The organism is Pseudomonas sp. PIC25 (assembly GCF_002286785.1).
Taxonomy (GTDB): Bacteria; Pseudomonadota; Gammaproteobacteria; order Pseudomonadales; family Pseudomonadaceae; genus Pseudomonas_M.
In genome coordinates this window covers 42,838-56,821 of the sequence record NZ_MUJY01000062.1, presented here as the reverse complement: position 1 = coordinate 56,821, position 13,984 = coordinate 42,838, and the positions used below count along the sequence as shown (strand labels likewise).

Sequence of the window (13,984 nt, the reverse complement as noted above, 5' to 3'; positions counted from 1 at the left end):
CGAAGCGGCGGCCGTCTAGGCTTATGGTCATTGCGGTCGAGACGAAGTCGGGAGCATGGCAGGATGAGCCGTTTCATCGATGCGCTGATTGCCCAGGTGCTGACGCTGGAAGTGCAACTGCGAGCCAGCCAGGCGCGCTTGGCGGCACGCACCGATGCCGAGGCATTGCACGATCTGCGCATCGCCTTGCGCAGGTTGCGCAGCCTGCTGCGGCCGTTGCGCGACCTGCCGGGTGTCGAGCCCTTGCGCGCGGCTGCCGGGGCCGTCGGCGAGTTGAGCGGGCCGCTGCGTGACCTCGAGGTACTGCTGCCGGAGCTGCGGGAGAAAGGCCTGAGTGATGCGGAGGCCGTGCGCTTGGCCCGACTCGAAGCCGGTTATGAACATTTGCTCGCGTCTTCCGCCTTGGAGCGATTGTTTCGTCATCTCGATGCCTGGCCGGCGCTCTGGCGTCAGGCACAGTACAGCGGGGCCTTGAGCGGCCTGCGCAAACGCGTGCGCAAGCGTCTCGTCAAGCAGCGACGACAATTGGCCCGTGCCCTGCGGGATCCTGCCCATGACCGCCATCGGCTGCGCCTGTTGATCAAGCGTGTGCGCTATGGCTTCGATGCGTACCCGGAACTGGTCCCGGTCGGCAGCGATGAGCCCGCGCGGCTCAAGGCCGCCCAGTCCGCCCTGGGAGACTGGCATGACCGGCTCCAGTGGCTGGCACGTGCCGAGGCGGAGCCCGATCTTCAGCCCTTGGCCGGCGCTTGGCGGGCGGAGCTGTCCGAGGCCGAGCAGCGTGCGGACCAGGCCCTGGAGTGGCTGCTGGAGCATTTCCCCAAACACTGACGGCCGTCATTCCTGTCTTTTTCCCTCTGCCTTTGGCTGAATCGGCCTCTTCTGGCTCTACCGTCGTAGATAACCGATCCCCTAAGATCGAACCCAATCATTGGGGAGGTAGGTATGACATTTTCCGAAATGATCCAGGCGGCGCGTGCCAACCCCAAAGCGGTGGTGGTGCCGGGCCTGTGGGGGCAGGGGCGTGCGGCGTTCGGCGGAATGGCCGCCGCGCTGGTCTATGAGGCCATGCGTGCGCAGGTGCCCGAGGGACGCCCGGTCCGCTCGTTGGCCATCACCTTCGTCGGTCCCTTGACCTGCGATGTGCCGGTCAGATTGGAGGCGGAAGTGCTGCGCGAGGGGAAGGCCGTCAGCCAGGTACTGGGCCGGGCGGTCCAGGATGGTCAGGTGGTCACACTGGTGCAGGGGAGCTTCGGTGCGTCCCGCGCGTCGGAGGTCGCCGTGTCGAGTGAGGCACCGCCGCCCATGAAGCCGGTGGATGAATGCCAGGAGCTGCCCTTCGTCAAAGGCGTGCTGCCGGAATTCACCCGCTTCCTGGCGATGCGTTGGGGCGTGGGCGGTTTGCCGTTCAGCAACACGCCGTCCCGCCGGATGGGCGGCTGGGTGCGCTTGCGCGATGCGCAGGAGGAGCGGGTCGATGAGTCCCACCTGCTGGCCTTGGTGGATGCCTGGCCGCCAGCCGTATTGCCGCACCTGAAGACGCCGGCCCCCGGCAGCTCGCTGACCTGGACCATCGAGTTCGTCCAGCCGACGCCCGACCTGAGCACGCTGGACTGGTGCCTGTATCAGGCCGAGATCGAGCATGCCCGCGATGGCTATGGTCACATCGCTGCCGCCCTGTGGAGCCCGGCCGGCGAACTGGTGGCGATCAGCCGGCAGACGGTGACTGTGTTCGGCTGACCGGCGTTCAGCGCCGGCGGTTCTTCCAGGACCGCCACCAGCCTCCGCTGAGCAGGAAGCGGGGGAAAGTGACGAACTGCTCCATCAGCAGGCGCTCGACGGCATCCTGCCGATCGAGAAAAGGTTCCGGCGCATGTTCTTCGAGGCGATGGCCATGCTGCTGCAGGGCGAGTGCCGCGAACAGGCCGATCACCCCGAGCAGCAAGGGCAACAGGCGCAGCTGGAACAGCGCGGTGAGCAACAGCAAGGTGGAAAGGATGAACAACGGCACGGCGATCAGGTGCAGGACCAGGTTGGTCGGGTGTCGGTGGTTGGCGGCGTAGCCGCGCCATTGCCAGTTGAGCGGGTGGGGGTGACGCTTGACGGCCATGCTGCAAATCCTCGAAAGATTTGCTGGAAGTCTAGGCCGGCCTCTTGAGGCCGGCGAATCGTTCCTGCCTATGGACGGTATAGAAGACGTTACAGCTTGAGCTGGCGGATCGCCCGGCTCAGTTCGCCGGCCAGCGAGGCCAGTTCGCTGCTGGTGCTGGCGGAATCGACGGTCTGCTGCACGGTCTGCTCGGTGACGTCGCGGATGCTCACCACGGCGCGGCTCATCTCTTCGGCGACCTGGCTCTGCTGCTCGGCGGCGACCGCGATCTGCGTGTTGCTTTCACGCATCTGCGCCACCGCTCCGGCAATGGCGGTCAGGGCGGCACCGGCCTCATGGGCCAGTTGCACGCAGTCGTCGGCCTTGAGCGAGCTTTCCTGCATGAACTCCACGGCATCGCGGGTGCCGGCCTGGAGCGCGCCGATCATGTTGGTGATCTCGTCGGTGGAGTCCTGCACGCGCTTGGCGAGGTTGCGCACCTCGTCGGCCACCACGGCGAAGCCGCGGCCCATCTCGCCGGCGCGGGCGGCTTCGATGGCGGCGTTGAGGGCGAGCAGGTTGGTCTGTTCGGCGATGCCGTGGATCACGCTGACCACGCTGCTGATTTTCTGGCTGTCCTCGGCCAGCTTGCGGATCATCTCGGCAGTTTGCTGTACGCCGCTGGAGAGCCCGGCAATGGACTGTTCGACGCGGCCGACCACTTGCTGCCCGGCGCCGGCCAACTGGTCGGCGTTCTTCGATTGGTCACGGGTATCCGCGGTGTGCTGGGCAATGTGATGTACGGTCGCGGACATCTCATTGATCGCAGTGGCCGCCTGATCGGTCTCGCTCTGCTGGCCAAGCATGCCGTGGCGGACATCGTTCATGCTTGCCGCCAGGCGCGCGGCGCCCTCGTCCAGGCGCATCGCAGCCTGCGCAACGGTGCCGACCACCCGCTGATAACCGGCCTGCATGGCGTTGAAAGCGCTGGCCATCTGGCCGACTTCGTCGCGGCTATCCAGTGGCACGCGGGCGGACAGATCGCCACTCTTCTCCACATGGAGCATGACGTCCTTCAAGGTATTCAGGTGGGTGAGCAGGAAGCGGATGAGCAATTGGGAGGCGCCGAGCAGGATCAGCATCAGAATGCCGACGGCCACGGCGTAGCTGAAGGCGCGTTTGGCGAATACTTGGATCAGGCTCGGGGCGTGCGCCAGCACGGCCAGGCGCTGTCCATCGGGTAGCTCGACCACCTGGGCGCCGATCAACGGATCGCTGCCGAACAGGCCGTCATGCTCCAGTTCGACCCAGCCGCGGGCGCGGCTCAGGGCGTTGCCGGCACCGTTGGTGAGTTTCGGGGGCTCGCCGTTGGCGAAGCGCAGTAGGTTCGCATCGCTGGGCAGGGGCTGCCCGGTCGGCCAGGCCGCTAGCAGGCGGGCCCGCTCCTGCGCGGTGGCCTGGGCATCGGCGACCCGGGCGAGGTGTTCGAGCTGCATGGCGTAGAGCACCAGCAGCAGGGTAGTGACGAACGCTACTGCGTTGACGGCCCAGAACTTGTACTTCAGCGAAATGTCGCGCATCCAGTCGCCCATGGCTTTCTTCTATGTCGGTTCGTTTTGCAGAAATGGTGGCATATTGCCGCGCGGGCGGCAGTCTACCTTTGATTCGCGTCAAAGGGGCCATTCTGGTTAACGGCGGCGCGGGCGGTTGCTTGAGCGTCGCGAAGCAGATTTTGCCGTGGTTCAGTCGATCGCCGGCAGGCCGAAGAACAGCCGGGCGCAGGCCGTGGTATGCGCGGCCAGGGCTTCCGGCGTTTCCTGGCGATGGTGAGCGACTTCGCGCAGCACTTCACTCAGGTAAGCGGGTTCGTTGCGATTGTTCTTCGGCCTTGGCTTGAGGCTGCGTGGCAGCAGGTAGGGGGCGTCGCTCTCCAGCATCAATCGCTCGGCGGGAATCTCGCGGACCAGCGGATGCAGGTGAGTGCCGCGGCGCTCGTCGCAGATCCAGCCGGTGATGCCGATATGCAGGTCCATGTCGAGATAACCGAACAGGGCGCGCTTCTCGCCAGTGAAGCAGTGCACCACCGCGGCAGGGAGGCGGTCCCGGTAGTCACGCAGAATGGCCAGCAGGCGTTGGTTTGCATCGCGCTCGTGGAGGAAGACCGGCATCTGCAGCTCCGCCGCCAGCGCGAGCTGCTCCTCCAGGGCCTTTTCCTGTTGCGGGCGCGGGGAAAAGTCGCGATTGAAGTCCAGGCCGCACTCGCCGACGGCGCGTACCTCCGGCTCCTTCAACAGCGAACGCAGCTGTCCGGCGCTGCCGGCATTCCAGTGGCTGGCGTCGTGGGGATGGATGCCGGCAGTGCTGAACAGGCGTTTGCTACTTTCGTCCAGTTGCCGGCACAGCCGGAGTGCCTGCTCGCTTTCGTCGAGGCTGGTGCCGGTCAGCACCAACTGGCAAACGCCGGCCTCGAACGCACGAACGAGCAGTGCCTCACGCTCCTGGTCGAAGCTCGGATGGGTCAGATTGACGCCGATGTCGATGAGTTGCATGGTGCTACCTCTGGCGGGTTGGGCAGCATAGCAGAGTCGGGTAATTTTTATAAAAGTTGATACAAAACAAGATGTTGTAACCTTTTGGTGAGGTGTTCTGTCGGGTTCGGGTGGCATCCGGGGGAGGGCTGTGAGAACCTCCGCGCCCCTTGCGAGCCGGAACTTGCCTCCGGTGAGTTGTCTTAGGCGGTCGGATTCGCGCTTGGCGCCCGGCCTGGAGATTCGATGACGCGACCCTTGGTGCTCTTGCTTTGCCTGCTGATGCTGCTCCCGGTAGCGGCGGTCGCGCGCGTGGCCGGCCCGCCCGAGGCTTGGCAGCAGCCGGGAACGGTACGCGACCTGGCGGAAATTCGCCGGAGCGGCGTATTGCGCGTGCTGGTCAACCAGAGCCGCAATAGCTCCGGCGAGGTCAAGGGGCAGGCCATCGGCGTCGAATACCATCGTCTGCGCGCGCTCGAGCAATATTTGAACCGCAACGCGCGGGATGGCCGCAGCCTCACCCTGAAAATCATCCCCAAGGCCAAGGATCAGTTGCTCGCTGCCTTGCAGCGTGGCGAAGGGGATCTGGTCGCACCCGGCGAGTTGTTCGGCGGTAAGGTAGGGCGTGACCTGAGCGCCAGCGCGGCGATTCGCGAGCACGTGCCGCTCCTGCTGGTTTCCCGGCAGGGCACCCGACGCTACCAGCGTCTCGAGCAACTGGCCGGACGTAGCCTGGCACTGCCTGCCGGGAGCGCAGCCGGCGAGGCGATACGCATGGTCAACCAGCAGTTGGCGCAGCGGAGAATGGCACCCATCGTGATCGAATGGGTCGATCCGACGCTGGCGGTGGAAGATGTGCTGGAAATGGTCCAAGCGGGCATCTATCCGATGACTGCCGTCGAGCAGCCCATCGCCGAGCGCTGGGCCAAGGTGCTACCGAAACTGCGCATCGAACGTCATCTGGTCCTGAGCATCCAGGGCAACATGAGCTGGTTCATGCGCCGGGATGCCTCGATGCTGCGCGCCAGTGTCGATCGCTTCCTCAAGGGCTACCGTAGTCCGGCCGACCTGGACAGTACGTTCCAGCGCACCTACCGGCGTCTCTACAAGGTGCATTACCCGTTGAACCGGGGCGACCGTCAGCGTCTGGAAAAGGTGCGCCCGGTGCTGCAGCGCTATGCCGAGCAGCATGAATTCGATTGGTTGAACCTCGCCGCGCTGGCGTTCAAGGAGTCCACCCTCAACCCAGCAGCGCGCGGTGCCAGTGGGGCTACCGGGCTGATGCAGATCACGCCGTCCGCCGCGCGGAGTGTCGGGGTGGGCAATATCCAGAATCTGGACGGCAACGTGCAGGCCGGAGCCAAGTACCTGGCGACGATTCGACGTAATTTCTTCGCCAGCGCCCAGCTCAATGAGCGTGAGCGCATGGCGTTCGTCCTGGCCGCCTACAACCTGGGCCCGCAACGGGTCCAGGGCTTGCGCGCCGAGGCGCGTCGGCGCGGGCTCAATCCCAATCAGTGGTTCTTCCAGGTGGAGCGGATCGCCGCCGAGCAGGTTGGCATGGGGGTGGTCAGCTACGTCAATAGCGTCAATAAGTACTACCTGGCCTATGCTCGCGAAAGGTATTTGCTAGAGCCGCAAGCGCAAACGGCGGGGAGAAACCGCTGATATCTATTCCTTCGATATTTATAAGTCGTTTTTCGCGATTCTAATATCGAAAATATCATCTATGCTGTCTCCATCTTTCCCAAACGAGGCGGCATTCGAAAATGAACAACCTGATCAAATCCATCACCTCTACCCAAGCCGGCTATGGCATTACGTTGCTGCGTATCGTGACCGGTCTTACGTTCGCCGCGCACGGCTCGCAGAAGCTGTTCGGCTGGTTCGGCGGCTACGGCCTGGCTGGAGTAGGGCAGTGGATGGAAAGCATCGGCCTGACGCCCGGCTACCTGATGGCCCTGATGGCGGGTAGCGCCGAATTCTTCGGTGGCCTGGCGCTGGTATTGGGTTTGCTGGTGCGCCCGGCCGCTGCGGCATTGATCGTGGCGATGCTGGTGGCGGTATTCACCGTGCACTGGGTCAATGGCTTCTTCATCACCGCCAATGGCTTCGAGTACGCGATGATCCTCGCCCTGATCAGCGCCGCTCTGCTCATCGAGGGGGCTGGCAAGCTGTCGCTGGACCGTCGCATCGCCGGTTGATTCTCCCGCTGGCCGATCTCATTCGTGGCGGACGCCTTGTGCGTTCGCCGCGATTCCCTTTCTGCTAAGCGCCGTTTGCTTCCTTCGTTACGGCCAATTGCTCGGCAGCGTCCAGACGCAGGCGCTCGTGCTCATCGAAGCTGTCCTCCGCCAGTTGCCGGATGGCGGCTTCCCTGTCACTGGCACTAAGTCCCGGATTGGCCTCGATCTCCGCCTTGGCCTCGCTGTAGGCCCTTACCCGTTGCTTCCAGGCGTCCCGCTTACGGTCCAGCTCTTCCAGGCGCTGGGTAGCGTCCGCGCCCACCAGTTGCAGGCGAAGTTGGCGAATCTGTTCGGCGGATGCGCCTTGGGCGCGCAGTTTGGAAGTCCGGTTGCGCAAGTCGGCCTGCAGTTGCGGCAGAACATTGGCTTGCAGTTCTTCCGGTAGGCTTTCGCGCAGGCGATCGACGGCAGCGGCCTTGCCCGCCGCATCGAGCGAGGCATCCTGCTGAATGGCCAGGCGTTCCAGGGTAAAGCGGTTGTAGGCTTCTTCCCGAGCGAAGAACGCTTGCCGCACGTCGTCGCTGAACAGGCGTGCCCGCAATGCCTGCACCGTTTGTTCGCGATGGCGGAGGGCCTCCAGGTTGGCCAGCTGCGGCAGGTTGCGTTCCAGCAGGACCAGTTCCCGTTTGTAGGTCAGATATTGGTCCAGCAGCGTCAGGGCCTGGGCTTCAGCCGGCTGCTCCAGTTGCCCGGCGATATAGGCCCGTAGCCGCTCGAGGCTGCGCGCCAGCGATTCTTCGCCGACCGAACTGAGGAAGTAATCGAAGATGCGCCGGATATCTTCGCTGATCAGCAGATCACCATTGGCATCGACACGGAAGATGCCGTCGACCTGGGTTCCCGTAAATGAGTTCGGCGTGGCCTGGGCACGCTCCGGGGGGAGCTGTGTTGCCGGCGTGGACGAGGGGATGGTGGTCGTTGGGGTGTTAGCTTGGGGAGCATTGGCCCCTGTGGTAGCGACTGGCGGTGGCAGGGCCAGAACCAGGGCCATGCAACCGACGAAAACCAGAGGGGGCAGGAGCAGCAGTTTTTTCACGGATACATCCTGAGGGATGCCGGGGCCGAACGGCCCCGGCTGGACGCTCTTTAAAGGCCGGCGTTCTTCAAACGATTGGCGTGCTGGCGATAGACCGTGACCGGGTCGGTCTCGAACAGGCTGGTAAGGCCAAAAGTCTGATTGACCTCGTCGAGGTGGTTCATCCGGTAGTTGTCGCGGATCACCTGGCCAAGGTGGGAGCTGCAGCGACCGACCAGGCCATCGTTGTCTTCGCCGTTGAAGGTGAGGGACGAGGCGCCGAGCATCAGGTCGCTGACGTCGAGGATGTTGGTCAGTGGGCTGGTGCCGCTCCAGGAGTAATAACGTACACCGCTGACCTGATAGGCCCCTTCGCCGCAAGCGCTGGTGGGAATGCCTTGGGGAAACTTGGCATTGAAGCGGGCGGCGCCTTCGCTGTTGAGCGACTCCAGCGAGCCGAGGGCGTTCTGCTCGCCCGGATCGCCGCTGGACAGGAAGCTGATCAGCGCACCGAGGCCATTGACGATGCCGGCCAGCACCGCTTCACCGGCGGAACCTTCCGGTACCTGGCGGAGGAAATCGGCGGTGGCCGAGCCTTTGTGCGGCGAGCCGACACTGGTGATCGAGGCGACCAGGTCCGGGCGCACGGCGGCGACGTAGCGAATGGTCGGGCCGCCATGGCTGTGGCCGATCAGGTTGACCTTCGGCTTGCCGCTGATCGCGACGATTTCCTCGACCTGCTCGAGCAATTGCTCGCCCCGTGCTTCCGACGTGTCCAGCTGGCTGACCTCGGTGACGTAGACACTCGCGCCATCGCGGCGCAGGGCGGATGGGATACCGTACCAATAGTCGACGCCCAGGATGCTGTCGAAACCCAGCATGCCGTGGGCCAGGACGATGGGGTACTTGGTCTGGGTGTAACCGCTGGAACCGAACCAGAACGCCTGTGTCTGGGTGGACAGGGCCAAGCCGGCGCCGAGGCAGAGGGCGAGCAGGGTTTTCTTGTTCTTCATAGGTGCTCTCGTGAAAGGAAATCGGCAGTGAAAAAGCATCCTTGCGAGGCCACTTGCATCACTCCGGATGCTGATGGGGTGGCGCATTTTCCATGCCATTTCCGTCTCGATCGGCGCGGGATGCTCTGGCGCAAGGCTTTGCGCGGGATGCGTCCGCTTCGTTGGCGATGCTCGGCAGGGCTTGCTGTTACGCGCTGAAACGTCAAATCGTGCCGGGAGCTCGTAACGGCCAGTCTGCAAGTGTGCGGTAATGGGTGCCTTTGGGGCTGTTTTCGGAGGCGAACAGGCTGAAGCGATCGGCCAGCCAATCGAAGGTTGGGATGACGCCGGCTGGCATTCGGGTGCAGCGGCGCGCCAAGGTCAGATGGGCGTGAAACGGCCGGCGTTCCAGCTCGAAGCCGGCACCCAGCAGCGCCTGCCGAAGTTGTCGCTCCAGTTGCAACAGCGCCTCGGGCGGATGGCTGGCATCCAGGTGGAGCAGGCCGTTGCGCCAGCGTCCGAGGCGGTCCAGGTGCAATACGAAGGCTTCGGTCGTACAGGTGGAAGCCAGGCTCTTCAGTTCGTCGACCCGGCCGCGCGGCTGGCTGCCGAGGAAGGTCAGGGTCAGGTGCAGGTTGGCGGCGGCGACCGGCTTGCCGTCCAGCCCCAAGGCGCCGCGCCAGTCCGCGATGGCGCGGGCCAGTTCGAGGGGGCACGGCAGAGCGAAGAACAGGCGCAGGGAGGGCGTCGTCATGGCGGTTCCTTCTCGTCGAAAAGCTGCCTTGACAGTATTGCGCGGGCTTCTCTAGGATTCCGCTCCATGCGCCGATTTAAACAGCTACTTGCGGGGCGCCGGGATTTTCCGAAATACCGCTAAAGCGCTGGTTCGGTGTCGCCTCCCACCGCTGCCCAGCGGAACCATGAGGCGGAGACCCAAGCATGACTCACACCCAACCTCTCGTTCGCTTGGCCCCCATTACGTCGGGGCTGACGCATCGCAATCCCAGGATTCTCCTTGGCGGCGCTCATCAGCCCACGCTGCTGCGCTATCTGGATGGATGGCCGAAGCGCTGGGGCAAGCCACGCACCTTCCTGATCCACTTCGCCCATGACGACGATTCGCTCGGACGTTTCGCCAACGATAGCTTCGATCTCGCGGTGATCCAGGCGCCCAGCCGCGAACGGCTGGACGCTTCGATTCGGGAACTGACCCGGGTCGCCCGGCAGGGGCTGATCACCCGCCACTGAGGGGGTATTCGATAGCCACCAGGTACCAGGTCTTCTCGCCAGTGGGGGTTTGCACCCGTACTTCGGCGTCGAGGGACTTGCCGAGCAGTGCACGGGCCAGGGGGGAATCGATGCTGATGAGGTTCTGCTTCAGATCCAGTTCGTCCGGCCCGACGATGCGGTAGCGCGACTCGTTGCCGTCTTCGTCTTCCAGGGTGACCCAGGCACCGAAGTAGACCTTGTTCGGATCGGCTGGCCGTTCGTTGACCACCTTGAGGTTTTCCAGGCGCTTGCTGAGGAAGCGGACCCGGCTGTCGATCTCGCGCAGCATCTTCTTGCCATAGGTGTACTCGGCATTCTCCGAGCGGTCGCCCTGGGCGGCGGCTTCACTGACCGCCTGAGTCACCTTGGGGCGGCGCATGTGCCAGAGTTCGTGCAGTTCGGCACGCAGGCGCGCTTCGCCTTCGGGGGTGATCAACGGGGTACCGGCGGAGCGAGGGGGACGATAGCGACTCATGGCTTGCGAGTGTCGGAAAGAAAATGGAGAGGAAGGGTAACCAAACCCGCTCCGATCTTGAACTGTCCGGCGCGAAAGACTACCAGGAGGCCCGCTCCAGCCTGCGCGGCCCGACCTGCGCGGCCCGACCTGTTTTCAGCGCCGCTGGGCCGACGCGCAGCAGATCGTGGGCGGGCTCAGCCTTCGCGCAGGACCGTCAAGGGACTGGCATTCAAGGCGCGACGGGTTCCGAGCACGCCAGCGCCGCCGATCAGCAGGGCTCCTACTAGGGGCAGCAGCAACAACCAAGGATGCGGCTGCCAGTTCAGGTCGAAGGCATAGCGATAGAGCAGGGCACTGATCAGCTCGCAGCCCAGCGCGGCCAGTAGACCGCTGGCCGCGCCGAGCAGGGCGAACTCGGCTCGGCGCGCCTTGACCAGAAGGGCGCGCTCGGCGCCCAGGGTGCGCAGCAGGGCGCCTTGGCGGATGCGTTCATCCAGGGTGGCTTGCAGGCCGGCGAAGAGCACGGCCAGTCCCGCCGCGAGCACGAACAGCAGCACGTACTCGATCGCCAGCGTCACCTGGGCGAGGATGCTGCGCAGTTGCGCCAGCAGCGCATCCACCTGCAGCAGAGTGACGGCCGGGAAGGCCCGGGCTAGTTCGACCAGTTCGCGCTCGTGGCGGGGCGGCAGGTAGAAGCTGGTCAGGTAGGTCGCCGGCAGGTCTTGCAGGGTTCCCGGTTCGAAGACCATGTAGAAGTTAGGCTGGAAGCTGTCCCACTCTACGTCGCGCAGGCTGGTGACTTGGGCGTCGCGGGTCAGGCCGCCGACGCTGAAGCTGAGCCGGTCGCCCAGCTTGAGCTTGAGGCTTTCGGCCAGTTCGCTTTCCACGGAGACGCCGGGTAGCTCGCTGGCATGGGCGCTATTCCACCAGCTACCGGCGCTGAGGCGATTGTCGCCGGGCAGCTCGGCCGCCCAGGTGAGACTGAGGTCGCGACGGATCGCCCGTTCACCTCGGGAGTCCTTGCTGACGAGATCCTTGACGGGTTCGCCGTTGATTGCGATCAGGCGCCCCGGTACGACCGGGTAGAGCGGTGCGGGGTGGGGGGACATCTCACTCAAGCGCGCGGCGAAGGCATCCTTGTCGGCCGGCAATACGTTAAGTGCGAAGTGGTTGGGCGCGTTCTCCGGCAACTGGTCCTGCCAGGTGTCCAGCAATTCGCTGCGCAGCAGGACGATCAGCGACATGGCCAGGAGGATGAGGCCGAAGGCCAGGGATTGACCCGCCGCTGCCAGTGGATGGCGCAGCAACTGGCCGAGCCCGAGACGCCATGGCAGTGCGGCACGCTTGAGCAGGCGCCGCAGGCCTTGGAGGCCGAACAGCAGACCTCCGCCCAGAATCAGCGTGGCGACGAGGCCGCCACCTAGCAGGGCGAAGGTCAGCGGCAGGTCCAGGCTCAGGCGCCACATGATCAGGCCGAGGGCGAGCAGGGCGGTACCGTAGACCAGCCAGGTGCTCGGTGGCACCGGCAGCACGTCGCGGCGCAGGACGCGCAGCGGCGGTACCCGGCCCAGGGCGGCCAGGGGCGGCAAGGCGAAGCCGCCAAGGGCAACCAGCCCGGTGGCAATTCCGGCGACGGCGGGAAGCAGGCCGCCGGCCGGTACATCGGCGGGCAGCAGGTCGCGCAGCAGATAGAACAAGCCGTACTGGGCCAGCCAGCCGAGCAGGGCTCCGCAGGCGCTGGCGATCACCCCGAGGAGTGCCAACTGCAGGCCATAGAGGCCAAGTGCTTCTCGACGCGAGAGGCCGAGGCAACGGAGCAGGGCGCTGGCATCGAATCGCCGGCTGGCGAAGCGGCTGGCCGAGAGGGCCACGGCGACACCGGCCAGCAGGACCGCGGCCAGGCTGGCGAGGTTCAGGTAGCGTTCGGCCCGCCCCAGGGCGCCGCCGATCTGGCGATTGCCGTCGCGGGCGTCCTCCAGGCGCTGGTTGGCTGCCAGCCCGGGCTTCACTGCTTCGCGATAGGCTGCCAGGGCGTCCGGAGCACCTCGCCAGAGGTCTTTGTAGCGGACCCGGCTACCCGGTTGGACCACGCCGGTGGCGGCAAGGTCGTCCAGGTGCATTAGTACGCGGGGCGTCAGGCTGTAGAAGTCGCCGGCGCGATCCGGCTCGTAGGTGAGCACCCGGCTCAGGCGCAGTGGCTTTTCGCCGATCTCGATGGTATCGCCGACCTTCAGGTTGAGCGCCGCGAACAGGCGGGCCTCGGCCCAGGCTTCGCCGGGTCGTGGTCCTTTGCCGGGTTCCTCGGGCTGGTAGGGCTCGGGTGCGCTCTTCAATTGGCCGCGCAAGGGATAGGCGTCATCCGCCGCTTTCACGCTGGATAGCTGGATGCTCTCATCCGTAGCGACCACGCTGGAAAACTCGACGATCTGTGCGTGGTCCAGGCCGAGCCGCTGGCCCGCTTCTATCTGCTCTGCCCGTGCCGGAGAACTGCCGTTGAGCAGCAGATCGGCCCCGAGGAATTCGGTGGCCCGCATTAGCATGGCGCCGTTCAAGCGGGCGCTGAAATAACCAATGGCAGTACTGGCCGCCACGGCTATCAATAGAGCGAAGAACAGCACGCGCATTTCGCCGGCGCGGGTATCGCGAATCAACTGGCGCGCGGCAAGTAGACACAGGCGGGACAGTGGCAGGCCGTTCATCAGGGCTCCACGTGATCGACCAGATGGCCGCCTTCCAGACGGATCAAGCGGTGGCAGCGATGGGCGAGACGCTCGTCGTGCGTGACCAGGACGAGGGTGGTGCCGCGCTCGTGGTTCAGCTCGAAGAGCAGGTCGCTGATGCGCTCGCCGGTGTGGCTGTCCAGATTCCCGGTGGGCTCGTCGGCGAACAGAACATCCGGTTCGGCGGCAAAGGCGCGTGCGATGGCGACGCGCTGCTGCTCGCCCCCGGAGAGCTGGCGTGGATAGTGCGACAGGCGCTGCTCGAGGCCGACCCGGCGCAGCAGTTCGCTGGCCCGTTCGCGGGCGTCGGGGCGGCCGTCCAGTTCCAGCGGCAACATGACGTTCTCCAGGGCGCTGAGGCTGTCGAGCAACTGAAAGGACTGAAAGACGAAACCGACGTGCTCGGCGCGGATGCGGGCACGCTGGTCTTCATCCAGGCTGCCGAGATCGCGGCCAGCCAGAGAAACACTGCCACCGCTGGGCACATCGAGGCCGGCGAGCAAGCCGAGCAGGGTCGATTTGCCCGACCCGGAGCTACCGACGATGGCCAGGCTGTCGCCGCGATTCAGCTCGAGGCAGAGGTCATGGAGGATGGTCAGCTCGCCTTCCGCGCTAGGAACCACTTTGTTAAGGTTCCGCGCACTGAGAATGCTTTGGCTCATGGAGAA

General features: G+C 65.0%; 14 protein-coding genes. 5 read left to right on the top strand and 9 right to left on the bottom strand.

Annotated features, from left to right (window positions below; translation table 11 throughout):
* Positions 1–63: 63 nt before the first annotated feature.
* Both BZL41_RS07070 and BZL41_RS07065 read left to right on the top strand, forming a co-directional pair.
* Entirely contained in the window at positions 64–831 is a 768-nt protein-coding gene (locus BZL41_RS07070) for a CHAD domain-containing protein (RefSeq protein ID WP_095598631.1), read from the top strand.
* Positions 832–945: 114 nt separating this feature from the next.
* Positions 946–1,740 carry an acyl-CoA thioesterase II gene (locus BZL41_RS07065; protein ID WP_095598630.1) on the top strand — a complete coding sequence of 265 codons (795 nt, stop codon included), beginning with the start codon at positions 946–948 and terminating at the stop codon, positions 1,738–1,740.
* A gap of 7 nt (positions 1,741–1,747) precedes the next feature.
* Here BZL41_RS07065 and BZL41_RS07060 read toward each other — a convergent pair whose 3' ends face one another.
* From BZL41_RS07060 to BZL41_RS07050, 3 genes are all read right to left on the bottom strand, one after another.
* Positions 1,748–2,110, bottom strand: a complete 363-nt coding sequence (locus BZL41_RS07060) for an Mpo1-like protein (RefSeq protein WP_095598629.1) — start codon at positions 2,108–2,110, stop codon at positions 1,748–1,750.
* 89 nt (positions 2,111–2,199) lie between these two features.
* Positions 2,200–3,681 (bottom strand): methyl-accepting chemotaxis protein, encoded by a 1,482-nt coding sequence (locus tag BZL41_RS07055; protein WP_095598628.1) that lies wholly within the window; start codon positions 3,679–3,681, stop codon positions 2,200–2,202.
* 150 nt (positions 3,682–3,831) lie between these two features.
* Positions 3,832–4,638: a TatD family hydrolase gene (locus BZL41_RS07050; protein ID WP_095598627.1), complete on the bottom strand. Its 807-nt coding sequence runs from the start codon at positions 4,636–4,638 to the stop codon at positions 3,832–3,834.
* Positions 4,639–4,863: 225 nt separating this feature from the next.
* On the opposite strand from BZL41_RS07050, the gene BZL41_RS07045 reads away from it, so the two are divergent.
* A complete protein-coding gene (locus tag BZL41_RS07045; RefSeq protein WP_095598626.1) occupies positions 4,864–6,285 on the top strand; it encodes a transglycosylase SLT domain-containing protein in 1,422 nt (473 codons plus the stop codon).
* A 101-nt stretch (positions 6,286–6,386) separates the two neighbouring features.
* Positions 6,387–6,821 (top strand): DoxX family protein, encoded by a 435-nt coding sequence (locus BZL41_RS07040; protein WP_095598625.1) that lies wholly within the window; start codon positions 6,387–6,389, stop codon positions 6,819–6,821.
* 64 nt (positions 6,822–6,885) lie between these two features.
* Here the strand turns inward: BZL41_RS07040 and BZL41_RS07035 are convergent, their stop codons facing one another.
* The 3 genes from BZL41_RS07035 to thpR all read right to left on the bottom strand — a co-directional run bounded on the left by BZL41_RS07035 (position 6,886) and on the right by thpR (position 9,624).
* Positions 6,886–7,899 carry a lipase secretion chaperone gene (locus BZL41_RS07035; RefSeq protein ID WP_095598624.1) on the bottom strand — a complete coding sequence of 338 codons (1,014 nt, stop codon included), beginning with the start codon at positions 7,897–7,899 and terminating at the stop codon, positions 6,886–6,888.
* Positions 7,900–7,949: 50 nt separating this feature from the next.
* Positions 7,950–8,891 carry a triacylglycerol lipase gene (gene lipA / locus BZL41_RS07030; protein WP_095598623.1) on the bottom strand — a complete coding sequence of 314 codons (942 nt, stop codon included), beginning with the start codon at positions 8,889–8,891 and terminating at the stop codon, positions 7,950–7,952.
* A 202-nt stretch (positions 8,892–9,093) separates the two neighbouring features.
* Positions 9,094–9,624, bottom strand: coding sequence for an RNA 2',3'-cyclic phosphodiesterase (thpR, locus tag BZL41_RS07025; protein ID WP_095598622.1), 531 nt, complete (start codon positions 9,622–9,624; stop codon positions 9,094–9,096).
* Positions 9,625–9,809: 185 nt separating this feature from the next.
* Between thpR and BZL41_RS07020 the strand changes: the two genes are divergently transcribed.
* Positions 9,810–10,118 (top strand): hypothetical protein, encoded by a 309-nt coding sequence (locus BZL41_RS07020; protein WP_095598621.1) that lies wholly within the window; start codon positions 9,810–9,812, stop codon positions 10,116–10,118.
* Here the strand turns inward: BZL41_RS07020 and greB are convergent.
* The 3 genes from greB to BZL41_RS07005 all read right to left on the bottom strand — a co-directional run bounded on the left by greB (position 10,105) and on the right by BZL41_RS07005 (position 13,978).
* Positions 10,105–10,614: a transcription elongation factor GreB gene (gene greB / locus BZL41_RS07015; protein ID WP_095598620.1), complete on the bottom strand. Its 510-nt coding sequence runs from the start codon at positions 10,612–10,614 to the stop codon at positions 10,105–10,107. The two genes, BZL41_RS07020 and greB, sit on opposite strands and share 14 nt — an antisense overlap.
* Before the next feature lie 176 nt (positions 10,615–10,790).
* On the bottom strand, positions 10,791–13,286 hold the full coding sequence (locus BZL41_RS07010; RefSeq protein WP_371916495.1) for an ABC transporter permease: 2,496 nt from the start codon (positions 13,284–13,286) through the stop codon (positions 10,791–10,793).
* An 8-nt stretch (positions 13,287–13,294) separates the two neighbouring features.
* On the bottom strand, positions 13,295–13,978 hold the full coding sequence (locus BZL41_RS07005) for an ABC transporter ATP-binding protein (RefSeq protein ID WP_095598618.1): 684 nt from the start codon (positions 13,976–13,978) through the stop codon (positions 13,295–13,297).
* Positions 13,979–13,984 lie beyond the last annotated feature (6 nt).